At 63.8% G+C, this 25,352-nt stretch carries 19 protein-coding genes and 1 pseudogene; 9 read left to right on the forward strand and 11 right to left on the reverse strand.

The features are described from left to right. Position 1 precedes the first annotated feature (1 nt). Together LW136_RS12645 and fabI are read left to right on the forward strand one after the other, a co-directional pair. Complete coding sequence (locus tag LW136_RS12645; RefSeq protein ID WP_256449914.1) at positions 2–1,663, forward strand: ABC transporter ATP-binding protein; 1,662 nt, start codon at positions 2–4, stop codon at positions 1,661–1,663. After that, a complete protein-coding gene (fabI, locus tag LW136_RS12650; protein WP_003282073.1) occupies positions 1,644–2,438 on the forward strand; it encodes an enoyl-ACP reductase FabI in 795 nt (264 codons plus the stop codon). Before LW136_RS12645 ends, fabI begins: the two co-directional genes overlap by 20 nt. A gap of 67 nt (positions 2,439–2,505) precedes the next feature. Here the strand turns inward: fabI and LW136_RS12655 are convergent, their stop codons facing one another. Beyond that, positions 2,506–3,270 carry an SDR family NAD(P)-dependent oxidoreductase gene (locus tag LW136_RS12655; protein ID WP_125898383.1) on the reverse strand — a complete coding sequence of 255 codons (765 nt, stop codon included), beginning with the start codon at positions 3,268–3,270 and terminating at the stop codon, positions 2,506–2,508. Positions 3,271–3,521: 251 nt separating this feature from the next. Between LW136_RS12655 and LW136_RS12660 the strand changes: the two genes are divergently transcribed. Beyond that, positions 3,522–4,391, forward strand: a complete 870-nt coding sequence (locus tag LW136_RS12660; protein ID WP_234175262.1) for a helix-turn-helix domain-containing protein — start codon at positions 3,522–3,524, stop codon at positions 4,389–4,391. Between the two features lie 102 nt (positions 4,392–4,493). Here the strand turns inward: LW136_RS12660 and LW136_RS12665 are convergent, their stop codons facing one another. Beyond that, entirely contained in the window at positions 4,494–6,269 is a 1,776-nt protein-coding gene (locus LW136_RS12665) for a PQQ-dependent methanol/ethanol family dehydrogenase (RefSeq protein ID WP_045665660.1), read from the reverse strand. A 279-nt stretch (positions 6,270–6,548) separates the two neighbouring features. Here LW136_RS12665 and LW136_RS12670 point away from each other — a divergent pair, with 279 nt between their 5' ends. Continuing rightward, positions 6,549–7,787 carry a substrate-binding protein gene (locus LW136_RS12670; protein WP_125898381.1) on the forward strand — a complete coding sequence of 413 codons (1,239 nt, stop codon included), beginning with the start codon at positions 6,549–6,551 and terminating at the stop codon, positions 7,785–7,787. Between the two features lie 52 nt (positions 7,788–7,839). On the opposite strand, the gene LW136_RS12675 is transcribed toward LW136_RS12670, so the two are convergent. The 4 genes from LW136_RS12675 to pedF are packed head-to-tail and all read right to left on the reverse strand — an operon-like array spanning position 7,840 to position 10,971. Then, positions 7,840–8,769, reverse strand: coding sequence for a quinoprotein relay system zinc metallohydrolase 1 (locus tag LW136_RS12675; RefSeq protein WP_234173040.1), 930 nt, complete (start codon positions 8,767–8,769; stop codon positions 7,840–7,842). Between the two features lie 53 nt (positions 8,770–8,822). After that, positions 8,823–9,569: a quinoprotein dehydrogenase-associated SoxYZ-like carrier gene (locus LW136_RS12680; RefSeq protein WP_234173041.1), complete on the reverse strand. Its 747-nt coding sequence runs from the start codon at positions 9,567–9,569 to the stop codon at positions 8,823–8,825. A gap of 50 nt (positions 9,570–9,619) precedes the next feature. Continuing rightward, positions 9,620–10,534, reverse strand: coding sequence for a substrate-binding periplasmic protein (locus LW136_RS12685; RefSeq protein WP_234175263.1), 915 nt, complete (start codon positions 10,532–10,534; stop codon positions 9,620–9,622). Further along, a complete protein-coding gene (pedF, locus tag LW136_RS12690) occupies positions 10,534–10,971 on the reverse strand; it encodes a cytochrome c-550 PedF (protein ID WP_023445273.1) in 438 nt (145 codons plus the stop codon). Before pedF ends, LW136_RS12685 begins: the two co-directional genes overlap by 1 nt. A 309-nt stretch (positions 10,972–11,280) precedes the next feature. Between pedF and exaA the strand changes: the two genes are divergently transcribed. The 4 genes from exaA (at position 11,281) to LW136_RS12710 (ending at position 16,153) form a co-directional block, all read left to right on the forward strand. Continuing rightward, positions 11,281–13,152 (forward strand): quinoprotein ethanol dehydrogenase, encoded by a 1,872-nt coding sequence (gene exaA, locus LW136_RS12695; protein WP_234173042.1) that lies wholly within the window; start codon positions 11,281–11,283, stop codon positions 13,150–13,152. A 163-nt stretch (positions 13,153–13,315) separates the two neighbouring features. Continuing rightward, positions 13,316–13,969, forward strand: a complete 654-nt coding sequence (locus tag LW136_RS12700) for a pentapeptide repeat-containing protein (RefSeq protein WP_234173043.1) — start codon at positions 13,316–13,318, stop codon at positions 13,967–13,969. Between the two features lie 125 nt (positions 13,970–14,094). Continuing rightward, a complete protein-coding gene (locus tag LW136_RS12705) occupies positions 14,095–15,411 on the forward strand; it encodes a methyl-accepting chemotaxis protein (RefSeq protein WP_234173044.1) in 1,317 nt (438 codons plus the stop codon). A 106-nt stretch (positions 15,412–15,517) separates the two neighbouring features. Beyond that, complete coding sequence (locus tag LW136_RS12710) at positions 15,518–16,153, forward strand: 3'-5' exonuclease family protein (protein WP_234173045.1); 636 nt, start codon at positions 15,518–15,520, stop codon at positions 16,151–16,153. A gap of 30 nt (positions 16,154–16,183) precedes the next feature. On the opposite strand, the gene LW136_RS12715 is transcribed toward LW136_RS12710, so the two are convergent. The 5 genes from LW136_RS12715 to LW136_RS12735 all read right to left on the reverse strand — a co-directional run bounded on the left by LW136_RS12715 (position 16,184) and on the right by LW136_RS12735 (position 22,681). Continuing rightward, positions 16,184–17,347, reverse strand: coding sequence for an MFS transporter (locus LW136_RS12715; RefSeq protein WP_234173046.1), 1,164 nt, complete (start codon positions 17,345–17,347; stop codon positions 16,184–16,186). Between the two features lie 238 nt (positions 17,348–17,585). Beyond that, complete coding sequence (locus LW136_RS12720) at positions 17,586–19,886, reverse strand: TonB-dependent receptor (RefSeq protein ID WP_234173047.1); 2,301 nt, start codon at positions 19,884–19,886, stop codon at positions 17,586–17,588. A gap of 394 nt (positions 19,887–20,280) precedes the next feature. Then, the gene (locus tag LW136_RS12725) at positions 20,281–20,940 is read right to left on the reverse strand and encodes a response regulator transcription factor (RefSeq protein ID WP_041013699.1); all 660 of its coding nucleotides are present in this window, start codon (positions 20,938–20,940) and stop codon (positions 20,281–20,283) included. Continuing rightward, positions 20,937–22,202, reverse strand: a complete 1,266-nt coding sequence (locus LW136_RS12730; protein WP_234173048.1) for a HAMP domain-containing sensor histidine kinase — start codon at positions 22,200–22,202, stop codon at positions 20,937–20,939. The genes LW136_RS12725 and LW136_RS12730 overlap by 4 nt, the downstream gene beginning before the upstream one ends. 41 nt (positions 22,203–22,243) lie before the next feature. Then, positions 22,244–22,681, reverse strand: a complete 438-nt coding sequence (locus LW136_RS12735) for a cupredoxin domain-containing protein (protein ID WP_014820096.1) — start codon at positions 22,679–22,681, stop codon at positions 22,244–22,246. Between the two features lie 389 nt (positions 22,682–23,070). On the opposite strand from LW136_RS12735, the pseudogene LW136_RS12745 reads away from it, so the two are divergent. Beyond that, positions 23,071–25,243 (forward strand): annotated as a pseudogene (locus tag LW136_RS12745) (methyl-accepting chemotaxis protein). Positions 25,244–25,352: the final 109 nt, after the last annotated feature.

The following is a 25,352-nucleotide window of genomic DNA, read 5'->3' on the forward strand; positions in this document are numbered from 1 at the left end:
CATGGCCGAACAACCGATAGCCGAGAATCTGGTCGAGGTCCGCGATCTGGCCGTCGAGTTCGTCACCGGCGAGCAGGTCCAGCGTGTCGTCGAAGGCGTGACATTCGACATTCGCAAGGGCGAAACCCTGGCCCTGGTCGGGGAAAGCGGCTCGGGCAAGTCCGTGACGGCTCATTCCATCCTGCGACTGCTGCCCTACCCGCTCGCCCGCCATCCGCAAGGGCAGATCCTCTTCCACGGGCAGGACCTGCTCAAGGCCGACGAAAAGGCCATGCGTAAAATCCGTGGCAATCGCATCGCCATGGTCTTCCAGGAGCCGATGACCTCGCTCAACCCGCTGCACACCGTGGGCAAGCAGATCAACGAGGTGCTGGAGATTCACAAGGGCCTGCGCGGCAAGGCCGCAACCGCTCGCACCCTGGAGTTGCTGGAACTGGTCGGTATCCCGGAGCCGCGCAAGCGCATCCGCGCCTACCCGCACGAGCTGTCGGGCGGCCAGCGGCAACGGGTGGTCATCGCCATGGCGCTGGCCAACGAGCCTGAACTGCTGATCGCCGACGAGCCGACCACGGCCCTCGACGTCACCGTGCAGCTGAAAATCCTCGAACTGCTGAAGGAGTTGCAGGCACGCCTGGGCATGGCACTGCTGCTGATCAGCCACGACCTCAACCTGGTTCGGCGCATTGCCCATCGCGTATGTGTCATGCAGCGCGGTCGCGTCGTCGAACAGGCGTTGTGTGAAGATCTGTTCCGCGCACCTCAGCATCCGTATACCCAGGAACTGCTCGCGGCCGAGCCCAGTGGCGGTCCGGTGGCGGTCGAAGAAGCGGCACCATTGCTGGAAGTGGACGACCTGCGGGTGTGGTTCCCGATCAAGAAGGGCTTGCTGCGTCGCACCGTCGACCACATCAAGGCAGTCGACGGCGTCAACTTCAGCCTGCCCAAGGGGCAGACACTGGGTATCGTCGGCGAGAGCGGCTCCGGCAAGTCCACGCTTGGATTGGCTATCCTTCGATTGTTGGGTAGTCGGGGCGAGATCCGCTTCCAGGGCCAGCAACTGCAAAGCATGTCGCAGCGCCAGGTACGGCCGTTGCGGCGGCAGATGCAGGTGGTCTTTCAGGACCCCTTCGGTAGCCTGAGCCCACGCATGTCGGTTGGGCAAATCATTGGCGAAGGGTTGCACATCCACCGGATGGGCAATGCCAAGGAGCAGGAACAGGCAATCATTGACGCGCTTGTGGAGGTTGGTCTCGATCCGGAAACCCGGCATCGCTATCCCCATGAGTTTTCCGGCGGACAACGGCAGCGCATTGCCATTGCCCGGGCTCTGGTGTTGAAGCCGGCGCTGATACTGCTCGACGAGCCGACCTCGGCGCTCGATCGTACGGTACAGCGCCAGGTGGTAGAGCTTCTGCGCTCGTTGCAGGCCAAGTACAACCTGACCTACCTGTTCATCAGCCATGATCTGGCGGTGGTCAGGGCGCTGAGCCACCAGATGATGGTGGTCAAGCAGGGCCAGGTGGTGGAACAAAGTGCGGCCGCTGACATTTTTGCGGCACCACAACATCCGTATACACAGCAGCTGCTGGAATCCGCCTTCATGGCGCCCGGCACTGCCGAACAACCAGAAGAGGGACAAGCACATGGGTTTTCTCACCGGTAAGCGCGTACTGATCGTCGGCGTTGCCAGCAAACTTTCGATTGCCTCCGGCATCGCCGCCGCCATGCATCGCGAAGGTGCAGAACTGGCTTTCACCTACCAGGGCGACAAGCTCAAGGGTCGCGTCGAGGAATTCGCTTCCGGTTGGGGCTCGAGCCCTGAGCTGTGCTTCCCCTGCGACGTCGCCAACGATGAAGAGATCGCGCGCGTATTCGAAGAACTGAGCAAGAAGTGGGACGGCCTGGACTGCATCGTGCACTCGGTCGGCTTCGCTCCGGGCGACCAGCTCAACGGCGACTTCACCGAAGTCACCACCCGTGAAGGCTTCAAGATCGCCCACGACATCAGCGCCTACAGCTTCGTCGCCCTGGCCAAGGCCGGTCGCGAGATGATGAAGGGCCGCAACGGCAGCCTGCTGACCCTCTCCTACCTGGGTGCCGAGCGCACCATGCCGAACTACAACGTCATGGGCATGGCCAAGGCCAGCCTGGAAGCTGGCGTTCGTTACCTGGCCGGCAGCCTCGGCCCGGAAGGCACTCGCGTGAACTGCATCTCTGCCGGTCCGATCCGTACTCTGGCCGCCTCCGGCATCGCCAGCTTCCGCAAGATGCTGGCTGCCAACGAGAAGCAGACCCCTATGCGTCGCAACGTCACCATCGACGAAGTCGGCAATGCCGGCGCCTTCCTCTGCTCGGACCTGGCTTCCGGCATCAGCGGTGAGATCCTTTACGTCGACGGCGGCTTCAACACCACCGCAATGGGCTCGCTGGAAGACTGATCCCGCGTCCGTCTACGTAAGCACCGAACCCCGCCTGCTGGCGGGGTTCGTGTTTCTGCGCAGCGGCTCAGCCTGCCGTAACCGTCATGCCGCCATCGGCCATGACCACCGAGCCCACCATGAAGCTCGCCCGCTCCGAGGCGAGAAAGGCGACGATCTCGGCGATCTCCTCCGGTTGCGCCGCGCGCCCGATGGGTGCGGCTTCGCCATGCTGGGCAAGAAAGCCCGGGCCGTCCTCGACCACGTCGTTGAGGATGTTGGTCACCACATCGCCTACGCCGATGGCGTTGACCCGGATGCCATGCTCGATCGCCTCCAGCGCCAGTGTGCGGGTCAGCTGGGCCAGCGCGCCTTTCGAGGCCGTGTACGCGGCGATGGTCGGAAAGGCGAAGTAGGACGCGTAGGAAGCGATGTTGACGATCGCCCCCGAGCGGTTGGGCATCATCGCCTTGACCGCTTCGCGACAATGCAGGAACGCCGCCGTGGCATTGACCGCCTGGATGCGCTCCCAATCCTCGCGGCTCATGTCCACCACCCGCTTGTTGATGATGATGCCGGCGTTGTTGACCAGGATATCCAGCCGGCCAAAATGCTCGATGGCCAGGCCGACCGCACATTCGGCTGCGCCATCCTCGGAAATGTCCGCCAGCAGCGGCACCAGCCCCGGCCGAGCGAGTTTCTCGACAGCCGGGTTGATGTCTTCGGCGATGATCTTGGCGCCCCGATCATGCAACAACAAGGCAATCGCCCTGCCGATGCCGCTGGCGGCGCCGGTGACCAGCGCGACCTTGCCTGCAACTTCCTGAACGACGATGTGATTCGAATCAGTCATGGTGCTCTCCTCTCTTTCAGGCTGCGCCACGAGGCGCGGTGGGTTAACTGTCTCCCATCGCCGGAGGCCGGGCTTTCGCACGCTTGCGCTGGCTGTTGCGGTTTTGCGCGCAGCAGTGATCTGCCGGCGCGCAGGGTCCTGCGCTAACCTTTCGGCGCTGAACGCTTTCAAATGTTTGCCAGGAGCACGTCATGCCGCGGTCATCACAAGCCCCGCCACGGCCCCATGCGGGGCAGACCTGTCCCCAGTCGATGAGCCATTACCTGCCTGGTGAAGCGCGCGCGACCGCACAGCAGCCGCCGATGCAGGACGTGGTGGTGCAGCTGTTCAGCCATCGCACGATCATCGAACCGATACAGGTACCGGCAGTGTTGGAGCCGCTGCTGGTGCTGGTACTGGCCGGTGCGGCACGAGTCGAGGAACGTGCGCCGGGTGGGCAATGGAGCGCAGCAACCGTCAGGGCCGGCGACTTCTTCCTGACCGATACCCACGAGCCGTACGAAATGCGCTGGCAGACGCTGGAAGGTGAGCAATTCGAGGTGATGCACCTGTATCTCGGCCTGCCGCTCATCGACCAGGCCGCACGGGAACTGCTCGGGCCGCAGAGCACAGCGGTTGCCTTGCGGGACGTCTCCGGCGCCCACGACGACACGGTTCGCTGGTTGATGGAGAAGCTGCACCACGAGCTGGTTGAGCAGCACCAGCCCAGCCCGCTCTGCGTTCGCGGCCTGGCCCAGGCACTGGCCGTGCATCTGGTGCGCCACTATCGGGATCGGCAAGACGCCGTCCGCCGCAGCAACGCCTTGCCGGCCTACAAGCTGCGCCGGGTCGTCGAGGCGATGGATGCGCAGTTGGCCGACGATTTCAGTCTTGCTCAGCTGGCACGAACCGCCGAGCTGAGCGAGTACCACTTCAGCCGGATGTTCAAACGAGCCACCGGGCTTTCGCCGTCTCAGTACTTCATCGGCCTGCGCATGGCACGGGCGCGACGGCTGCTGATCGAAACGCAGCGCAGCGTCATCGATATCGGCCTGGAAGTGGGCTATTCGAGCCCGAGCCACTTCTCCCAGGTATTCCGCCGCGAGGTGGGCGTTACCCCCAGCGCCTATCGCCAGGCATGAGCTGCCTTTGCATGGCGCCAGAACGACAAAACCCCGGCCATGACGACCGGGGTTCTGTTTGCACAAACCCGACGGTCGCCGGGTTTGCGTCACGCAGGCTGATCAGCGCTTGGCGACCAGATCCTTCGGCAGCTTGAAGGTCCAGACCATACCGCCCTGGTTGAAGTCCTTCACGCGCTTGGCGACCTCGCCGCCCCACAGCGGTACCGCACCACCCCAGCCGGAGAGAACGGAAACGTACTGCTCGCCATCCATTTCCCAGGTGACCGGAGAACCGATGACGCCCGAGCCGGTGTTGAACTCGTAGACCTTCTTGCCGGTCTTGGCGTCGAAGGCCATCAGGTAGCCCTCAGGGTTGCCGGTGAACACCAGATTGCCCTTGGTGGCCAACACGCCGCCCCACAGCGGAGCGTAGTTGTTGTAGCGCCATACTTCCTTGCCGGTCTTCGGATCGATTGCGCGCAGCACACCGATGAAGTCGTCGTTGAGCGGCTTGATGGTGAAGCCGGCACCCAGGTAGGCGGCACCCTTCTTGTAGGATACGCCTTCGTTCCAGATGTCCATGCCCCACTCGTTTGACGGCACGTAGAACAGGCCGGTGTCCTGGCTGTAGGCCATTGGCATCCAGTTCTTGCCACCGAGGAAGGACGGTGCGACGAACACCGACTTGCCCTTGTCCGCGTCGGCAGGATTGCCCGGGCGGTGGGCTTCGTCGTAGATCGGACGGCCAGTCTTGTCCAGGCCCTTGGCCCAGGTGATCTTGTCAACGAACGGGAAGCCACGGATGAACTTGCCGTTGGTGCGATCTAGCACGTAGAAGAAGCCGTTACGGTCTGCGGTGCCGGCAGCCTTGATGGTCTTGCCGCCGTCCTTGTAGTCGAAGGAGATCAGCTCGTTGACGCCGTCGAAGTCCCAGCCGTCATGCGGGGTGGACTGGAAGTGCCACTTGATCGAGCCGTCATTCGGGTCCAGCGCCAGACGCGAGGACGAGTACAGGTTGTCGCCAGGGCGCAGGTGCGAGTTCCACGGCGCCGGGTTACCGGTACCGAACAGCAGCGAGTCGGTGTCCGGATCGTAGTAGCCGCCCAGCCATGGAGCTGCACCGCCGGTCTTCCACAGGTCGCCCGGCCAGGTCTTGCCGGCTTCGCCGCCGGAGATGCCGCTCTCGACCTTCTTGCCGTCCTTCCAGACGTAACCCATGTGGCCTTCCACGGTCGGACGGGTCCACAGCAGTTCACCGTTCTTCGCGTCGTAGGCTTCGATCTTGCCGACCACGCCGAATTCACCACCGGAAACACCGGTGATCAGCTTGCCGTTGACTACCAGCGGTGCGGCGGTCAGCGAGTAACCGGCCTTGTAGTCGGCGACAGTCTTCTTCCAGACCACCTTGCCGGTGTCCTTGTTCAGGGCGACCAGCTTGGCATCCAGGGTGCCGAAGATCACCAGATCGCCATACAGCGCAACACCACGGTTGATCACGTCACAGCACGGCATGATGCCGTCGGGCAGGCGGGCATCGTACTGCCAAAGTTCCTTGCCGGTACGGGCGTCCAGTGCATATACACGCGAGTAGGAGCCGGTGATGTACATCACGCCGTCCTTGATCAGCGGCTGCGCTTCCTGACCGCGCTGCTTTTCACCGCCCAGAGAGAAGCCCCAAACCGGTCGCAACTGATTGATGTTATTGGTGTTCAACGTGTCCAGCGTGCTGTAGCGCTGGCCCTGCAAACCCAGACCGTTGGTGACGATCTGATCGGTGGATTTGGCGTCGTTGAGGATTTCCTGGTCGGTTACGGCCCAGGCGTGCAGGCTGGACATCGCCACCGCGGCGCATAGCGCCGTCAAGGCGAAGGGCTTGCGAAGACCGGTGTGCTTCATTGCGGCTACCTCTGCGGGTTCATTGTTATGCCGGGAAATTTTCCCGGTCTGTGGGTGATTCTTGGTTTGCACCGCCTCGCCAACAATTGCCCGCAGTGCCGATTTTCCTCCTCCCTTGGTAGCAATACGCCGCCGCAGGCCACGAAAGACGCGTGATTCCGCCCGCTGCCAATGCCGGGCGGCACCGAAAGTCGCACCTATTCGGCCGGAAAAGACAATTCCGCCGGGCCCACCCTACCCCCTAAAACGGATGCCCCCTCGCTCAGAAGGATAAGAGCTATGCTTCGCCCTACCCTGATCATCGCCTTCCTCGTCTTCACACTACAAAGCGCCCACGCGGCCGAACCGATCCGTCTGGGTCTCAACTACCCGAGCACCGGCAACTACAAGTCCGAAGGTCTGGAGCTGCGCCGTGGCGCCCTGCTCGCCGTCGACCAGATCAATCAGAGTGGCGGCTTGCTCGGCCGACGCCTGGAGCTGGTCAGCCTGAATTCGGCAGCGCGCGCGGAAAAGGCGCGTGCCAACGTCGACCGTTTCGCCAAACAGGGCGCAGCGATGATATTCGGCGGCGCCAACAGCGAAGAGGCGATGAGCGCCGGCCAGCGCGCACGCGAACTCGGACTGCTGTACTTCCCCACCCTCGGCTACGCCAACGAGATCACCGGACGAGACGGCCATCGGCATCTATTCCGCGAATCCAACAGTGCCTGGATGAGCGCGCGGGTACTCGGCGAGTACCTCAGCTGGCACATGCCCAATCGCCGCTACCACTACATCAGCCTCGACGATGCCTGGGGCCACAGCATGGAGCAGGCCCTGCGTGAAGCGACCAAGAGCCGCGACCGCGCCCGCCACGGCTACTCGAAGATCGCCGCGCGAGGTGCCCGCCGCGACGACTACCTGAGCGCATTGCAGAAGGCTGCCGCCAGTGATGCAGATGTGCTGGTGATCGTTCTGCTCGGCCAGGATCTGGTGCAGACCATGCGCCTGGCGCACACCCTGGAGCTGGGCAAGCGCATGCAGATCATCGCCCCCAACCTCAACCAGAGCATCGTCGAGCAAGCCGGACCGCTGGTGATGGAAAACGTGATCGGCACCGAAGCCTGGACCTGGCGGGTACCGCAGCGCGAGAAAAGCGAAACCGGTCAGGCGTTCGTCGAGCGCTACATCGCCTTGCATCAGGCCTACCCCGGCAGCACCGCGGCGTCGGCCTACGGCATCGTCCGGCAGTGGGCCGATGCCGTGCGGCGGGCGGGCCGACTGGATAGCGAAGCCGTCATCACCGCGCTGGAGAACCATCGCTACAGCCTGTTGAAGGACGAGCAGTACTGGCGCGACTTCGACCACCAGAACGTCCAGAGCATCTACGCGGTACGGGTTCGCGATCGCAGCGAGATCATGCAGGATCGCTTCAAGCAGGACTACTTCACCATCATCCATCGCATGGATGGCGAGGAAGCCGCGCCTAGCCTGGACGACTGGCAGCAGGAGCGCGGCGATCAGCTACAGCTGCAGTGACCGGATGCAGCGACTGGAGTGGAACACCAATAGGCGCGCCGCGGGCGCGCCTTCACTCGTCGACGCGCTGCAGCGCCATCGCTTCATAGCGCGGATACAGATGGCTGACGCTACGGATCAGCTCATAGCGGGTCAGGCTGATGCCGGCGAAGCGCTCGGGAATCGGGCTCTGGATCACCTCGTTCATGTCCGCCCCGCCGTTGGCGGCTTCTCGCAACAAGCCGTCCAGCCAGCCGAGGTAGTCGCGCATCTGCACGAACGGCTCGGCATCATCGGCCACCGGGCCATGGCCAGCGACCAGGCGTTTCCAGGGCAGCGCCTCTAGGGTATCGAGGTCTTCCAGCCAGACATCCAGGCCTGGGCTGTTGGGCGTGGTCAGCGCGCGTTGGTAGAACAGGATGTCGCCGGCGAAAAGCACGCCACTGCTTTCGTCGAGAATGGCCAGATCGGCACCGGTGTGACTGCGCAGGGCGAGCAGGCGCAGGGAGCGCCCGCCGATCTCCAGCGTGCCGGGCGCCAGGGTCTCGGATGGCAGCACCACCTCCGTACCGCGCATCCAGTCACCTACCAGGCGGTACATGTTCTCGGCCATGGCGTTGCCCTGCTCGCGCAACAGATCGGTCGTGCCAGCGAGCGCAGCGATGGGCACGTCGGCAAAGGCCTGGTTGCCCAGTACATGGTCGGGGTGATGATGGGTCAGCAGCAGCTTGATGACCGGGCGATCGGTAACGCTCGCGATGGCCGCGCGCATCGCCTCGCCATAACGCCGCGACGGGCCGCTGTCGATCACCACCACACCGGCCTCGGTGACGATGAAGCCGGTGTTGACGATATTGCCGCCGTTGGCCTTGTCGAAGTTGTCGGTCGATCCTTCCAGCAGCCACACGTCATCGGCAATCTGCCGCGGCTGCAGCGTGTAACGCAGCTCGGCGTATGCGGGCAGGGTCAGACAGAACGCGAACATCAGGAGCAACAGGCGCATGACGCCTCCTTGGCTTGGTTGCTGGCTCTCGGAGAAAACGCGGGCTGGTCAGCTCAGAGCGCGGCTTCGAACTCGTTGCCGTTGTTGTCACGCAGCCACAGACGGGTGTCCTGCGCGCCCTTCACTTCCAGGCTCAGACTCGGGTTTTCGGCGACCGCCGGATACAGTTCCAGCTCCGCCAGGACCTGACCGTCGGCATCGCGCAACTGGGCCTGGTTGAGAAAGAATTCGGGAATGCCGCCGACCAGGCCGTTATCCATCGGATGGGAGACCTGCAGGCGCAAACGACTGAAATCGCCGCGGGCGAAGCGCCCACCGATGACCTCACCGAGGCGGTCTTCCCAGCCTGGCTGGGCACGCACCACGCTCGGCGCCGTACAGCCGCCACCGGCAGCATCGACCTTGGCCGAACCGATGTGCCAGACGCCATCACGGGTCAGCACCGCCGCACGGATCGGTGTTGCCTGTTCCACGCGTATGCGGATGGCGACCAGCGGCACGACCTGCTCGCCGGGCGTGAAGGTGAAAATACGTGGAATGGGATTGAGGTCGGCCCAGGCCTCGATACGCACCACCTCGTCACCGAGGGCTCTGGCATCGATGTGCACCGGCACCTGTCGCGAATCCTCGGCGAATGGCGGCACCTGGACCTTTACGCGCTCGTCGAACACATAGGGCTCGCTGTTGAGCAAGCCCTTGTGGTGGTATTCCCACATCACCGATTGCAGCGGATCGGCCTCCGCCGCCAGGGCGCTCGGCGCGTGAAAGACCATCAGCAGCAGCAAGACTCGGACGCTCATGTCGACTCCTCGAACAGCGATCCGCAGCGGGATCGGCATGGCGCAACCGGTCAGCGCCCGGCCACGTCGCTCTCCACATCCTGGTACAACCCGGGCAACTCGTAGCTCAAGCCGTAGCTGGCGTAGAGCTTTTCCAGCTCGCCTTCGAGAATCAGCGGCTCCAGCACTTCTTCCAGCGCATAGGCCAGTTGGCGGTTGGATTCATGCACCGCCATGCCAAGATCCCATACCTGCTTGCCCATGTTCGGGTAAGCGTTCTCGGCGAGCTTCAGGTGCTTGTCGTCAGCCTGGTCGAGTAGCCACTCGATCTCCGCACGCATGGCCATGGTGGCGTCCACCTCGCCCTGCTGCAGCGCAGCGAATGCCTCGCGGATGCTCGGGTAATGATGGGTGTGCTTCGCCAGCCGGCCCTCGAATACCGAAGACAGGTAGAACGAGGGCACGCTGTCCACTTCGACGCCAATCGGGTGGTATTGAAAGACCGCCACGCTCGGCACCTCGTCGATCCGGCGATCGTCATACGCGGTCTGCCAGCGCTCGCGCTGATAGGGCGCGAACATCACCACCAGCTCGTTGATCATTTCACCCAGCTCGTTGCGCTTGTAGGCGAACTCGCGGTCGTACGGCACACGCAGCATCACGTCAGCCAGCACGCCAGGCCGCAGGTAGTGGCCCTTCCAGATGAAGTTGCGCAGGTCGTCGTCGAGGGTTTCGTCCGGCGTTACCCACAGCACTTCCAGTTTCAGGTCCAGCCCTTCGGCGAGCTTGCGTGCGAGTTCCACATCGACACCGCGCGGCTCGCCATCCTGCTGGTAGCTGTACGGCGGGAAATTCTCGTACATCGCCACCTTGAGCACGCCGGATTCGATGATGTCATCGAAGGCGCGCACCTTGACCACGTCCGCCTGCGCCAGTGCGCAGCACAGTGCCAGCCACAGCGACAGAACCAGCCGGACGGCGTTCATCACTGCTTGGCCGCTTCGCTTTCGATATAGGTCCGGATCGCCCACAGCGCTTCCTGGCTGAGGGTGTCGGCCATGCGCGGCATGTACACGGCACCGTCACGGACCGCGCCATTGATCACGCGCTCCTTGTACCACTCGTCGCCGTCGTAGCTGGCTTCCAGCTCACGCAGGTCGGGGGCGATACCGCCGGAAATGGCTTCCAGACCGTGGCAACGCGCGCAGTTCTGGTTGTAGGCGGAGGAACCGATCTCGACCGCCAGGTCGTGGTGCTCGTTGGGCGCACGATAGGGGTTCTCGTCCAGCCATTCTTCACCGAGTTGCGGCAGGCCCTTGGTGTTGACCGCTTGCGGCGTCACGTCGCCATGCGCCAGAACCAGGCCGGACATACCGAGAACACCCGCTGCCAGCAGTGAGCGCAAAAAGATCTTGTTATTCATGACTACCACCCTCTATTCGAGAACCTGTGCAAGGCAGCCCCATCGGAGCGCATGGTGGTCATGTTGGCCGTGTCGGTGCATCGGCAGAATCCTGCTTTGGATGCCTGCATCTCCTCCCTTGGTACTGGGTTTTGCTACCGCCTCCCGCCCCCCAGAGGTAGCAAGGCTAAATCAGCAGGGTTCGGGAAGGATTCCCGGCATCGGCGGGAGCTTTTCCGTGTCGGCGCCCATGGCGCGCTCCCAATAATCGAATCGCCAGGCCACCGGCATACGGCGGCCTCGTCCGAATCGACCAAGGGAATCGCAACCATGACAACAAGATCGCACCCCGGCAGCAAACGCCCCCTCGCCATTGCCGTGCAATGCCTGGCGCTGACCGGCAGCCTCGCGTTGGCCGCAGCCGCCCAGGCCAAGCCGGTCAACTGGGAAGACATCGCCAACGATCATCTGTCCACCGAGAACGTCCTGCAATACGGCATGGGCACCAGTGCGCAACGCTGGAGTCCGCTGGCACAGGTCAATGAAGACAACGTATTCAAGCTGACCCCGGCCTGGTCGTTTTCCTTCGGGGACGAGAAACAGCGCGGCCAGGAATCCCAGGCCATCGTCCATGACGGCGTGATCTACGTGACCGGCTCCTATTCGCGCGTCTTCGCCCTCGATGCCAAGACCGGCAAACGCCTGTGGAGTTACGCCCATCGCCTGCCCGACGACATCCGCCCTTGCTGCGACGTGGTCAACCGCGGTGCCGCCATCTACGGTGACAAGATCTACTTCGGCACCCTCGACGCCCGTGTCGTGGCGCTGAACAAGGACACCGGCAAGGTCGTCTGGAACAAGAAGTTCGGCGATCACGGCGCCGGCTACACCATGACCGGCGCTCCGACGCTGGTCAAAGACGCCAAGACCGGCAAGGTGCTGCTGGTACACGGCAGCTCCGGTGACGAGTTCGGCATCGTCGGCAAACTGTTCGCCCGCGACCCGGATACCGGCGAAGAAGTCTGGATGCGCCCCTTCGTCGAGGGCCACATGGGCCGTCTCAACGGCCAGGACAGCACGCCGACCGGCGACATCAAGGCGCCGTCCTGGCCGGACGATCCCAACCACCCGACCGGCAAGAAGGAAGCCTGGAGCCAGGGCGGCGGCGCGCCGTGGCAGAGTGCGAGCTTCGACCCGGAAACCAACACCATCATCGTCGGTGCCGGCAACCCCGCCCCGTGGAACGGCTGGGAGCGCACCAGCGATGGCGGCGACCCGAAGGATTACGACAGCCTCTACACCTCCGGCCAGGTCGGCGTCGATCCGAGCACCGGCGAGGTGAAGTGGTTCTACCAGCACACCCCGAACGATGCCTGGGACTTCTCCGGCAACAACGAGCTGGTGCTGTTCGATTACAAGGACAAGAACGGCAAGACCGTCAAGGCCACGGCCCACGCCGATCGCAACGGCTTCTTCTATGTCGTTGACCGCAAGGACGGCAAGCTGCAGAACGCCTTCCCCTTCGTCGACGGCATCACCTGGGCCAGCCATATCGATCTGAAAACCGGTCGCCCGGTGGAGAACGAGGGCCAGCGTCCACCCAAACCGGAGCCGGGCGAGAAGCACGGCAAATCGGTTGAAGTATCCCCACCCTTCCTCGGCGGCAAGAACTGGAACCCCATGGCCTACAGCCAGGACACCGGCCTGTTCTACGTACCAGCCAACCACTGGAAAGAGGACTACTGGACCGAGGAAGTCAGCTACAAGAAGGGCTCGGCCTATCTCGGCCAGGGCTTCCGCATCAAGCGCATGTACGACGACCACGTCGGTATCCTGCGCGCCATGGACCCGACCACTGGCAAGGTAGCCTGGGAACACAAGGAAAAACTGCCATTGTGGGCCGGCGTGCTGGCAACCAAGGGCAACCTGGTATTCACCGGCACCAGCGACGGCTACTTCAAGGCCTTCAACGCCAAAACCGGTGACGAGCTGTGGAAATTCCAGACCGGCAGCGGCGTGATTTCCCCGCCTGTGACCTGGGAGCAGGACGGCGAGCAGTACATCGGCGTGACGGTCGGTTACGGCGGCGCCGTGCCACTGTGGGGCGGCGACATGGCCGTACTGACCAAGCCGGTCGCCCAGGGTGGTTCCTTCTGGGTATTCAAGCTTCCGGATTGGGAGAAGAAAACCGCCAAGCGATGAGCCGAGCCGTGCCCGCCACCGCGCGGGCACGCCTCGTGTTTTCAACGTACAGCGGCTCGCGCGGCGCGTCTGGCCCAGCCGACTCCGGGTTGGCGCTCTCGTCGACAGGCCAGAAACGCCACGCGACCGCTTTTCTCTATTGCCCTGCCCCAGGTGACTTCCCATGAACAGTCCTAAACGCTTGCTCCTGCCACTGGCCCTGTTCGCCAGCGCGTCCGCCTTCGCCGCGGATGACGGTCCTCTGACGATCAACGGCTGCGTACTCCAGCCCGAGAGCCAATGTGCCAACGCCGATCTGCGCGGCGCCGACCTCAGCAATCAGGACCTGCGCCGCATCAACCTCGCCGGTGCCAACCTCTCCGGCGCCAACCTGCGCCACGCCAACCTCGACCTGGCCAATCTGGAAAAAGCCGACCTCACCGGCGCCACGCTTAACCGCGCCAGCCTGCAACAGGCCAACCTGCGCCTGGCCAATTTCACCGATGCCCGGCTGATCGCCATCCAGGGCTGGGGCCTGTTCGCCCAGGCCGCCCAGTTCAAGGGAGCCGACCTCACTGGCGCCTACCTTGAGTTCGCCCGCATGAGTGGCGCCAGGATGCACGGCAGCACGCTGCACGCCGCCGACCTGGAAATGACCTGGCTGAGCAAGGCCGATCTCGAGGGTGCCGATCTGACCGACGCCAACCTGCAGGAAGCCAAGCTCAACGACGCCAACCTCGGTAAAGCGGTGCTAACCGGCGCGCGCCGACACTACGCGACGTTTCAAGGCACCAGCATGGAAGGCTGCAAGGACTGCCCGGTCGATTGGGAGAAATGAAACCACCGGCGATAGGCCAGTTCAATCGCCTGTATAGAACAAACCATTGGCCGTCGACCTCAGGAAAATGACTCCCGCGCCGATCAAGTGACTGGGCGGTCTTGCCCTTCACTGGATGCCAATAAATGTTCAACAAGAACCTGAAACGAGAACTGGCTGAATTGCGCGAGGAAGCCGCAATCAATCAGCAAATCAAGAACTCGTTGTACAGGGAGATGATGGTCCTGGAACTGGACCCGCAAGGACGCATTCAGCACGCCAACGAGCTGTTCCTCAGCGAAATGGGTTATCGCCGCGACGATCTCATCGGCCGCTCCGTCGACGACTTCTTCAGCCAGCAGTTTCGTACCGAACCGAACTACTCACGCCTCAAGACCGCCATGCAGCGCGCGGAGCACATCAGCGGCGCCTACCGACTGCTGCAGGCTGACGGCCAGGAAGCCTGGCTGCGTTCGATCTGGCAGCCGATCACGGGCTCGGATGGCACGTTGCACCACTTCACGCTATGCGCCACCAACCTGACCCGCACCATCGAGACCTCACGCGAGCACGAGAGCGTAATCAACGCGCTGTTGCGCTCCACCGCGGTGATCGAGTTTGACCTCGGCGGGCATGTCATCACCGCCAACCAGCGGTTCCTCGACGGCATGGGCTACCGCCTCGAGCAGATCAAGGGCAAGCACCACCGCATGTTCTGTGAGCGTGAGGAAAGCGAGTCGCCGGCCTATCGCGAATTCTGGGCTAGCCTCAACCGTGGCGAGTACATCGCCGAACGCTTCAAGCGTATCGATGCCCACGGCCAGACCGTCTGGCTCGAGGCATCTTACAACCCGGTGCTCGATGCCTACGGCAAGCTGTACAAGGTGATCAAGTTCGCCACCGTCATCACCGATCAGGTCAACCGGGAGATGGCCGTGGCCGACGCCGCCACGGTTGCCTACGACACCTCCCAGCACACCGACCTCAGTGCCCAGCGCGGCGCGCAAGTGGTCCAGCAGACGGTCGAAGTGATGCATCGCATCGCCCAGCAGATGCAGGAAGCCTCCGACGGTATCGAGGCGCTGGACAAGCAATCGCAGCTGATCGGCGCGATCCTCAAGACCATCAGCGGCATTGCCGATCAGACCAACCTGCTGGCTCTCAACGCCGCCATCGAAGCCGCACGGGCCGGTGATCAGGGCCGTGGCTTCGCGGTGGTGGCCGACGAGGTTCGCCAGCTGGCGGCCCGCACCAGCAAGGCCGCCGAGGAGATCGTCGGCGTGGTGCAGAAGAACCAGGACCTGGCGCAAGCCGCCGTGCACAGCATGAGCGCGAGCCGTGACCAGGCCGAGCAGGGACTGGAATTCGCCAACCAGGCCGGCGCGGTGATCGTCGAGATCCAGGACGGCGCGCAGCGCGTGGTCGGCGCGGTCGGACAGTTCGCCAGCCAGTTGAAGAACTGATGGCGAGCCTGTCCACAGCAGATCGGCACATGAGGGATGGCCGCGCTACAGCCGAGTCGGCACCGCTGCAGGCTGACTCGATCATCAGCGTTCGGAGGACGCCAGCTTGACGCAGAAGCTGATCATTCATATCCGCCAGCATCCGAATGTCGACGGGCTGCCGCGCTTCGACGGGCTGACGTCGGCGAGCATCGTCACCCCCGCGGCGGCGGACGAATTTCGCGCGGCGGTGGAGGAAATCATGGGCTTTGCCTGCATCGGTTTCGATACCGAATCCAAACCGACCTTCAAGGTGGGCGAAGTCTCCAGCGGTCCGCACCTGATCCAGTTCGCCACCCCGGCAAAGGCCTACCTGTTCAGGATCGGCGTGCCCGGCTGCATCGAAGCGGCCAGCGCAATCCTGCAATCGCCCGCGCTGGCGAAGATCGGTTTCGGGCTGAAGTCGGATCGTTCCAGGCTGCAAGGCAAGCTGGGCATCCGCCCGATCAGGCTGCTGGACCTGGGCTCAGTGCTTCGCTATCAGGGCAAGAAGGGTCAGGTCGGCCTGCGCGGTGCGGTGGCCGCGGTGCTCGACGCACGGATCGAAAAATCCCGCAGCGTGGCCACCTCGAACTGGGCAAATCCCGCGCTGACCGAGGCACAGCAGGCCTACGCGGCCAACGACGCCTACGCCGCGCTGTGCGTATTTCTCGGTCTGAGCGCAGACCAACAAGCAATGCTGCTCGCGACGCTACCGCGCTGACAGGGCTTCGGCGGCGGCAGTCAACAGGAGTCAGGCCAGCCCATGCGCCCGGCGTTGCAGGAAGGTCAGTGCGGCATACGCCAGGACGCCCAGCGCCGCCGACAGCCACAGCGCCCGCGTACCGAAGTCGTCGATCAGCAGCGCGAACACCAGTGGCGAAAACGCTTGGGCGAAACGTGCCGGTACCATCAGCAGCCCCTGGCGCAGGCCATAGCCATGGGGGCCGAATATCGCCAGCGGCAAGGTCCCTTTGGCGATGGTCAGAATGCCGTTGCCGCCGCCATGCAGAAGCACGAATGCGGTGGTCGCAGGCGCACCCACCAGCATCACGCCAGCCGCGCCGATGGGATGGGCGATAGCGGCGAGACGGGCGGAGATCAGTGGATGGAAGCGCTGCAGCAGGACGAACTCCAGGCAGCGCGCCCCGACCTGGGCCGGTCCGACCAGCGCCGCGATTCCGATGGCCGCGGCCGCTGACAGCCCGGACTCCTGCAACAGACGTGGCAGGTGCGCCGCCATCGCCGTGCTGGTGAACCAGGTGGCGGCGAAGACGAAGGCCAGCAGCGCCATGGTCGATCCAGCACCCGAGCGATCGTTTGTCTGCGCTTGCTCTGCCGGGGACGGGGCCGGCTGCACGCCAACCGGAATCAGCAGCCGGTTCAACGGCAGCCCGAGCAGCAGATGCGCTCCGGCCCATGTGAGGCAGGTGGCGCGCCAGCCGAATTCGGCGTTCAGCCAGCCGCTGATCGGCCAGCACACCGTACTGGCGAAGCCGGCGAGCAAGGTGATGCCGGTGATCGCGCCGCGTGCATTGCGACCGTAGATGCCGGCAAGCGTGGAGAAGGCCGACTCGTAAAGGCCCAGCGCCATGCCGATGCCGATCACTAACCAGCCGAGCCAGAGCATCAGCGGTCCGTTGGCCAGGCCGAGCATGGCCAGGCCAACGGCAAAAACGACGCTGGAAAGCGCCAGCACATCGCGCCCGCCATGATGGTCGATGCGCTTGCCCGACAGCGGCCCGAGGACGGCCGTGACGATCAGTGCCAGGGAAAATGCAGCGAATACATTGCCTGTGGAAATACCCAGCTCGCCCGCCATCGGTTCGGCGAGAATGGCCGGCAGGTAGTAGGTCGAGCCCCAGGCCAGGGTCTGTGCACTGCCGAGTGCAAGAACGATGCGCAGACGTGACGGCATGCTCAGCGGCACCCGCCAGTGGCACGTTGCGAGACGAGGGGGTAATGATGGACGCGGTTCATCCGTGCTCCTGTGCTGCCGTCAATCAATCGGCCAAGCTCGCCAGGATACGCAATCGCCCGTGACGATTTCACGTCAGAACCTTGAACCGCGAGCACACCGAACACCGCAGCCAGGCCGGACGCGAACATGCCGGGCGCAAAGGCCCGGCATGCTCGGTGCTGCTGCGACTGATCGGTTATAGCGCATCCCAGCGATAACGCACGCCCACCCAGCCCGCCCGGGGCGCGCCTGGGGCGATGAACTGCTCGTGGCGCCATTCATCCGGGTCCGACTCGAAAGCGTTGCCAGCACCGACGAAGGAATTCTCGGCCAACGCACCGCCGGTGGCGTACCGCTTGTCGAAGAGGTTGTCGACCCGGCCGAACAGCGTCCAGTCACGGGCGAAGCGGTAATCGCCAGTGAGGTTTACTACCGCGTAACCTGGCAGCTTGCCGCTGCCCTCTACCTCGTCGTTGGGCTGATGACGATTGTTCTCGTTGCCGCGCACGTACTGCGACGAGTACGCCAGGACGCTGGTGCCGACTCGCAGCCGCTCATTGAGATTCCAGTTCAGCCCCAGCTTGAGGTTGTGCTTCGGCAGGCCTGGCAGATAGTCACCGCTGGACACGCGAATCTCGTCGTCCGGGCAGCCGCCCTCGCCTTCGGTGCTGTTGTTCTCGGCCAGGATGCAGGCCCCGGAGCGGAAGGTGGCGTGCAGGAAGGTGTAGTCCACCCGCCAGTCGAATGGCCCCTGCTCGCCAGCCAGACCCAGTTCGATGCCCTGACGACGGGTGCGGCCAAAGTTGGTGAAGTAGCCCATGCTACCGCCGGTGCCGACGAACAGCAGGTCATCATGGTTCACGCTGCGGAAAGCCCCGAGGTTCCAGCGAGTACCGCCTGCCAGTTCGCCGCGTACACCAACCTCCAGCGTGCGGGTGACAACCTGTTCAAGGAAGGGATCGGCCGCCATGGCATTTGGCAAGCTGCAGGGGTTCGCCGGGTCGGCGCAGCCCAGCTCGATCGGCGTCGGCGCGCGGTTGCCCTGGGAAAAGCCGCCGTAGACCGTCAGCGCCGGTTGTAGCTGCCAGGCGAAGCCCAGCGCGGGATTGAGTTTGCGATAGGTGAAGTCGCCATTTAGTGCATCGCCCATGCGATCGGTGTTCACCACGCGGGTGCGGTTGTAGCGCAGCGATCCGGTCAGCTGCAGCGCGTCGGTCAGCGCCCAGGTGTCGGTGGCATAGAGGCTGGAAGTACGGGTGCGCCCCAGCAGGCTGTTGGCCTGTTCCTCCTCTTCGCTGGCGGCGATTCCGCGCTCGTCGGTCAGCTCGCCGCCCTGCTCGCTCTGGTGGAAGCTGGCGCGGGTGTTGTCGTGGGACAGTCCGAAGGCGAACTGATGCGCACCTACATGCCGCGCCCACTGCAGCGCCAGACCGTAGGCACGTTGCGCGGTGCGGGTACGGTTCAGCACGCCGCTTTCCGGCCCTTCGCCGATAAAGCCGCCGTCTTCCCACGCCTCGTATTCGTCCTCGTACTCATCGTTGCCGTCGCCATTGAGCGTCGCGGTACGTGTGCGGCGCAGATAGACCGTGCCGGAAAGGCGATCGTTGTCGTTGAGCCAGTGGCTGGCGGACAGGGCCATCAGGTGGCTGCGGTTCTCGGTCTGGTCGGGATAGGTGAAGATCGACTCGCGCCGCTGGTCGTACATGCTCTCCGGGATCAGACCGTTGCCGATCAGATCGTTGTCGGCATGCGCCAGCGTCAGGGCCAGATCGGTGGTGTCGGTAGTCCAGGCGAACTTTCCGAACAGCTGGCGCACCTCGGACGGCGAATGGTCACGCCAGCCGTCCTCATCCATGCCTTCGGCGGCCAGGTACCAGGAGAACGCCTCATGGCTACCACCCTGTTCGATTGCACCGCCCTGGCGTCCGAACGAGCCGCCGTAGATTTCCGCCGAGCCACCTGGATGGGTATCGCCACGTTTGGTTTGCAGCGCCAGCGCGCCGCCCAGCGTGTTCAGGCCGTACAACGGGTTCGAACCCGGCACCAGGGCCATGTTGGCAATGGCGGTGTTCGGGATCAGGTCCCAGTGCACCACATCGCCGAACGCTTCGTTGACTCGCACCCCATCGAGGAAAACCGAAAGCCCCTGCGGCGTACCGAGCAGCGGCGAGGCGGTGAAGCCACGATAGTTGAGGTCCGCCTGGTACGGATTGCCCTGGATCTCGTTGATGTTGACGCTGGGCAATCCGCGCTGCAGTTTCTCGGCCAGCGACTGGCCGCCGAGCCGCCGCAGGTCTTCGTCATCCAGCGACTGGATGTTGGACGGTACCTGATCCTTTGGCAGCTCGATGCCCGGCAACGGTGTGGTACCGATCACCTCCTGACTGCCGAGATCGAGCGTCTGCTCGGCATGAACGGACGCCGGCAACAGTGCGGCGATGGCGAGGGACAGCAACGTACGTCGGGGCGTCGCGCTGCAACAGAGCTGGTACGGCATGGGTGGTCCTTGTTCTTGTTGGCCGATCGGACTGGCCAGGCCACCCGCATTAGCAACGCGGCGAGACCCGCGGACTACTGCATGCTGGCAACCTGCCAGACGCGATTATCAAGAGCCGTGGCGCGGTGCCGACAGGGAAGAATTCCCGGCTCTAGCGGGAAAAATTCCCGGCCGCATGGAGATTGGTCGTACGACCAGCGCACTAGCTGGGGCCCACGACTTTCGCAAGGCACAAGCGCCCCGCCCACTGTGTACAGGCGGGCAGGCGTTTTTTGGGAGTAGATTGAAGAGGTGCTGCGGACCCAGCAGACAGGCATGCCCCGCATCGCCGCAGGGAGCAGGGAGCAGGGAGCAGGGAGCAGGGAGCAGGAAGATCCGAAACGGTTAAGGCCGATCAGGCCTCGCACACCATGCGGTCGCCGACGCGAAGCAAGCCCTGATCGATGGCCAGGTGCACGAGCTCGGCCTGGGAGCTGACCTCCAGCTTGCTTTTCAGCAGGGCCATATGGTTCGAGACGGTCTTGCTGCTGATGCACAGCCGCTCGGCGATCTCCCGATTACCGATGCCTCGCGCAAGCATGATGAAGATTTCCATTTCACGCGGCGTCATATCGGCCAGTCGCCCCTTCATCGGCGACTGCGAAGGGCGCTGGCAGGCCAGCTCGGTCGCCAGCGGCTGCTCGATGAAGGTCTGCCCGGCAAGCACCTTGCGCACCGCCTCTACCAGCACGTCCGGCGCGCAGCGCTTGGTCAGATAGCCGGAGGCGCCAGCATCCAGTGCCTGCCGGACGAGTGCCAGCTCGTCGTGCATGCTGAAGATCAGCACCGGCATCAGCGGCAACCGCTGACGCAGGCGCCGGCAAGTTTCCAGCCCACTGATGCCCGGCAGACCGAGGTCGAGCACGACCAGGCTGGGAATCGATTCCTGCACCTGCTCCAGCGCCTGCTCACCGCTGGCGGCTTCACTGACTGTCACCTCGGGAAGCAAAGCCTTGAGCAGGCTCGCGTAGCCCTGACGCACTACCGCGTGGTCATCCACCAGCAGAATCTTCATGACGCGGCTCCTTGCAAAGGCAACTTGAGATAGAGCGCCCAACCCTTGCCGGCGCGGTGGCGCACACGCAGCCGAGCACCCAGACAGCGCGCGTGCTCGACCATCGAGCGCAGGCCGACTCCCGGCCGTTCTGGCGGCAACCCATGGCCATCGTCTCGCAGCAACAGGCGCAGCCCGTTGTGATTCCCGCACAGATGCAGGCACACGCGAGTCGCGCGCGCATGCCGCGCCACATTGGTCAGCGCCTCCTGCACCATGCGATAGAGATGCACCTTGGCGTCCATCGACAGCGCTGGAATCGGTCCGCGCAGCCGAACTTCGCACTCGATGCCCTGGGTGCTCTGCCACTGCTCGGCGAGTTGCCCGATGGCGTCTTCCAGGTTGAGGTGATCGAGCATCACCGGATACAGGTCACGCACCAGCGTGCGAAAGCCGTTCTGCAGATCGAGGCTATGTTGCTCGAGGTGCGCCGCGGTTTCGCGAACGGCGTCGGGCTGCTCAGCCTGGACGCGCAGCAGACACGCCCGCGCGCGAATACCGGCCAGATACTGGCCAAGGTCGTCATGCAGCGCCTGCGCCAGCCGGGTGCGCTCACGTTCCTGCAGCGCCAGCAGCGCCTGGGTCAGTTGCTCGTTGTCGGCACGCGCATCTTCGAGCGCAGCGGCCATGTGATTGAAGCGTTTGGCGAGCTTGCGCGATTCGGCGAAGCGATGCGATGGCAGGCGGGTGTCGAGGCGGCCATCGGCGATGCTCACCAGTGCACCCAGCAGTTCGCCGAGCACACGCATGCCCGGGCGCACGGCCCAGCGGATCGCCAGCAGGCAAAGCAGCAGCGCCAGGCCGAACAGCACCAGCAGCTGCAGCAACGAATCCCTGACCTCTTCGACTTCGTCGTGCGGATCGACGCTGATATGCAGCCGCTGGCCATTGGTTAGCTGAAGGACGCTGGGCGACGACAGCTCGGCGGGGTACAGCCAGGTCCCGAGCCAGTCGTCGAGCGCCGGATCGCCCCCGACGGGCATCGATTCGGTGGCGTCCAGCCAGCGCACGCGAATGTGGCGCAGGCTATCGGTCAGGCCCGGGCTGAGGGAGTCGGGATCACGCTCGGCCATCTCGCCGAGATAGCCAACCACCGCCGCCGCGGCATCGAGCTCGCGCTGTACATCGTGGGCGGCCTGGCGCAGCAATACTGCCAGACAGACCATGGTGATCAGGGTGAAGAGCAACGTGACCAGCAGATTGATTCGCCAGAGTGCGGACATATCGGCAGCTCCCCGTGATCAGCGCCGAGCGCCAGTCCGCTTCACTTGACCACGAACCGGCCTTCCATGCCCTTGTTCTGCAGCCCCTTGCAGTAGAACGGGTAGCTGCCCGGCTTGACGGGCAGAAAGAAGATTTCCGCCTCGCCGGCATCCTCGAACTCCAGCTCGACCAGCGTGATCGCCTTGATCTCCACACCACCGGCCTCGACCTTGCGCAGATAGATCGACTGGGCGAACTCGGGCGCCTGGAACGCGCACTCCTTCTGGCCATCGGAGCTGACCTTGAGCTGGTAGGCGACGCCGGTTTCCAGCTGATATTCCTTCTGCGACACCGCGTAGTCGCTCTGCTCGGAACCGAACTTCAGATCCGGCAAAGCCTGCGTACGACGGGTCAGGTCGCCAGCGGCGTGGCTGTGATCGAATCCGACCAGGCTGCCAACGAACAGCAGGTTGAGCAGCAGAGCTTTGTAAGTGGGCATGGGAATGGCCTCGTTATTGTTTTCGGTGTCGCCATCCTAAGGCGCCCCGCCCTGCCCAGCTTCCTACCTTGGTAGCGTTCAGAGGCCGATGAATCTGGCGCTCCAGACTCTTTCATGGCAGTGGCGGCGATTCAAATCTGCGCAAACACCGGCTGCGTCACCCGTTTCGGCAGCCTAACGGCGCGCACCCCGAGTGCCGAGCGAGCCGAATCAGTACCAAGGTCGCTGTACCAAGGTATCGATCAATTTATGCCAGCGCGGCCGCCATATCCAGGTATGCATGATGCCGATTGGACATCATCCGATCTTTGGCCGCCCCACGTGAGACCGTCAGCGTCCCTGGGCCCGCCACCGCTGGTTCTTTTGCGTTATCAGGAGTAGGAACCGTGATGTCTCTCAAATCCATACAGCAGCGAATAGCGATCACCGGCGGCTTATGCCTGCTGGCAACCGCTGGCATCTTGATTGGCTACAGCGTCTACCTTGCCAGCTCGACCCAGGGCATGGTGTCCGACCGGGTCAGTCAGCAGGCGCAGGAAGATGCCTTGCAGACCCTGCAGCACCTCGGCGGGAAATACGCCGGAGAAATCCGCTCCGAGGTTCACCGAAGCGCTGGAAGCGGCGCGGGGCATGGCGACGACCTTTGCGGTCGGCAAGCTGAACCCGGCGGGTTCGGGTGGGCTGCAGGTTGGCCGGGACGAGGTGAACTCGATTCTGCTCAACGTGCTGAAAAGCTATCCGGACTTCAACGGCACCTACTCGTGCTGGGAGCCGGACGCAATCGACGGCCAGGATTTCCTATTCACTGGTGGCCAGAACGGTAACAACGAGCAGACCGGTCGCTTCACGCCCTACTGGACGCGGGGCGCAGACGGCAAGATCGCGGTGCAGCCGCTGGTCGAGTACGACACCATGGACAAGCACCCCAACGGCGTACTCAAGGGCGGCTGGTACATCGGGCCGCGGGAAACGCTCAAGGAAAGCGTGCTCGGCCCGCTGCCCTACATCGTGCAGGGCAAGCAGGTATGGCTGGCGACGCTTTCGGTTCCGATCATCGTCGATGGCCGCTTCATGGGTGTGGCGGGCACCGACTACAACCTCGACTTCGTGCAGAAGATCAGCCAGGAAGTATCCGGCAAGCTGTTCGAGGGCCGAGGCGAGGTGGCGATCATCAGTGACCAGGGGCTGATCGTGGCGGAGAGCCGCTCGCCAGAACTGATTGGCCAGCACTTCCAGAAGGTATTGCCGAACGAGTGGCAGACGGCTCTGAGCGCCGTGCAGAAAGGCAAAGAACTCGCCCGTCTGGACGCAGACGGCACGATCGTGGTGTTCGCGCCTATCGAGCTGGGTCGTACCGGCAAACCCTGGTCGATGATGCTGAAGATCAACAAGGAAATCGTGCTGGCCAAGGCCACCGAGCTGAAGACCGAGATGGACGCCAAGAGTGATCGGAGCATGCTGCAGCAGATCGGCGCAGGCGTGCTCATCTCAATCCTCGCCGTGCTTGCGCTGTGGCTTTCTTCCCGCTCGGTCGCCCTGCCCATTCGCAAAGCCGCGCAGCTGGCCGGTGCCATTCAGAAAGGCGACTTTTCCCAGCGCCTGGCGCACCAGTCCGCGGACGAAGTCGGCCAGCTATCCGCCAGCCTCGACCGGATGGCCGACAGCCTGCAGGAGCAGGTACACGTGGCCGAACGCATCTCCCAGGGCGACCTGGCGGTGGAAGTCCGTCTGGCCTCGGAGCACGACCAGCTCGGGCTTGCGCTCAGGCGAATGGTCGACAACCTCAACGAGTTGGTATCCCAGGTCCAGCAGAGCTCAGGGCTGATCAACGACAAGGCCGGCCAGGTGACGAGCCTCAGCCAGGATCTTTCCAGCGGCGCAACGGAATCGGCCTCCGCGGTGACTGAGATCAGCGCCACCATCAACCAGATGGCTGCGCAGATTCGCCAGACCTCTGAATACGCCAGCGAAGCCAACGCCCTCTCGCGCGATTCCGAGCATTCGGCCCGCGGTGGCAACGAGTTGATGGTCACCCTGAAAGCGGCAATGCAGGAGATTAACCAGTCGGGCCTGGATATCACCAACATCATCAGGGCAATCGAAGAGATCGCCACGCAAACCAACCTCCTCGCACTGAACGCGGCCATCGAGGCGGCCCGTGCCGGCGAGCACGGCCGCGGGTTCGCCGTGGTCGCCGATGAAGTCCGTCAGCTGGCAGCCCGCAGTGCCGAGGCCGCACAGCGCTCTACCCGTCTGATCCAGGAGTCCAATGCGCGGACGATCAAGGGCATGGAGCTCACCGACGACACGGCACGGGCGCTGGAAGCGATCGTTCAGGGCGCGGCACAGGTTTCGCAGCTGGTCGACGAGATCGCCTCGGCGTCGAGCCAGCAGGCGTCCGGTATCGAATAGGTCAGCCTGGCCATCGGCCAGATTGATGAAGTGGTGCACCACAACAGCAGCAACTCAGAGCAATCGACGCAGGCCGCACAGGAGCTGACGCAGCAAGCGCAGCAAATGATCGTGCAGGTCGGCCGATTCAAGGTCAGGCGAGTCCGCTAAGGGCCGGGGCGGCGCAGGGCCTGCGCCGCCTTTTCATCGTCATTTCTACGACCTTGGTACACAGCGACTGGTACTTTCTGCATATTCCCCCGCTCTGCCATGGTTCCTA

Source organism: Stutzerimonas kunmingensis (assembly GCF_021432085.1).
In the GTDB taxonomy this organism is placed as follows: Bacteria; Pseudomonadota; Gammaproteobacteria; order Pseudomonadales; family Pseudomonadaceae; genus Stutzerimonas.

Excerpts from the sequence above, each read along its gene's own strand:
- LW136_RS12645 (WP_256449914.1), top strand. The coding sequence starts at position 2 with ATGGCCGAACAACCGATAGCCGAGAATCTGGTCGAGGTCCGCGATCTG.
- fabI (WP_003282073.1), top strand. The coding sequence starts at position 1,644 with ATGGGTTTTCTCACCGGTAAGCGCGTACTGATCGTCGGCGTTGCCAGC.
- LW136_RS12655 (WP_125898383.1), bottom strand. The coding sequence starts at position 3,270 with ATGACTGATTCGAATCACATCGTCGTTCAGGAAGTTGCAGGCAAGGTC.
- LW136_RS12660 (WP_234175262.1), top strand. The coding sequence starts at position 3,522 with ATGAGCCATTACCTGCCTGGTGAAGCGCGCGCGACCGCACAGCAGCCG.
- LW136_RS12665 (WP_045665660.1), bottom strand. The coding sequence starts at position 6,269 with ATGAAGCACACCGGTCTTCGCAAGCCCTTCGCCTTGACGGCGCTATGC.
- LW136_RS12670 (WP_125898381.1), top strand. The coding sequence starts at position 6,549 with ATGCTTCGCCCTACCCTGATCATCGCCTTCCTCGTCTTCACACTACAA.
- LW136_RS12675 (WP_234173040.1), bottom strand. The coding sequence starts at position 8,769 with ATGCGCCTGTTGCTCCTGATGTTCGCGTTCTGTCTGACCCTGCCCGCA.
- LW136_RS12680 (WP_234173041.1), bottom strand. The coding sequence starts at position 9,569 with ATGAGCGTCCGAGTCTTGCTGCTGCTGATGGTCTTTCACGCGCCGAGC.
- LW136_RS12685 (WP_234175263.1), bottom strand. The coding sequence starts at position 10,534 with ATGAACGCCGTCCGGCTGGTTCTGTCGCTGTGGCTGGCACTGTGCTGC.
- pedF (WP_023445273.1), bottom strand. The coding sequence starts at position 10,971 with ATGAATAACAAGATCTTTTTGCGCTCACTGCTGGCAGCGGGTGTTCTC.
- exaA (WP_234173042.1), top strand. The coding sequence starts at position 11,281 with ATGACAACAAGATCGCACCCCGGCAGCAAACGCCCCCTCGCCATTGCC.
- LW136_RS12700 (WP_234173043.1), top strand. The coding sequence starts at position 13,316 with ATGAACAGTCCTAAACGCTTGCTCCTGCCACTGGCCCTGTTCGCCAGC.
- LW136_RS12705 (WP_234173044.1), top strand. The coding sequence starts at position 14,095 with ATGTTCAACAAGAACCTGAAACGAGAACTGGCTGAATTGCGCGAGGAA.
- LW136_RS12715 (WP_234173046.1), bottom strand. The coding sequence starts at position 17,347 with ATGCCGTCACGTCTGCGCATCGTTCTTGCACTCGGCAGTGCACAGACC.
- LW136_RS12720 (WP_234173047.1), bottom strand. The coding sequence starts at position 19,886 with ATGCCGTACCAGCTCTGTTGCAGCGCGACGCCCCGACGTACGTTGCTG.
- LW136_RS12725 (WP_041013699.1), bottom strand. The coding sequence starts at position 20,940 with ATGAAGATTCTGCTGGTGGATGACCACGCGGTAGTGCGTCAGGGCTAC.
- LW136_RS12730 (WP_234173048.1), bottom strand. The coding sequence starts at position 22,202 with ATGTCCGCACTCTGGCGAATCAATCTGCTGGTCACGTTGCTCTTCACC.
- LW136_RS12735 (WP_014820096.1), bottom strand. The coding sequence starts at position 22,681 with ATGCCCACTTACAAAGCTCTGCTGCTCAACCTGCTGTTCGTTGGCAGC.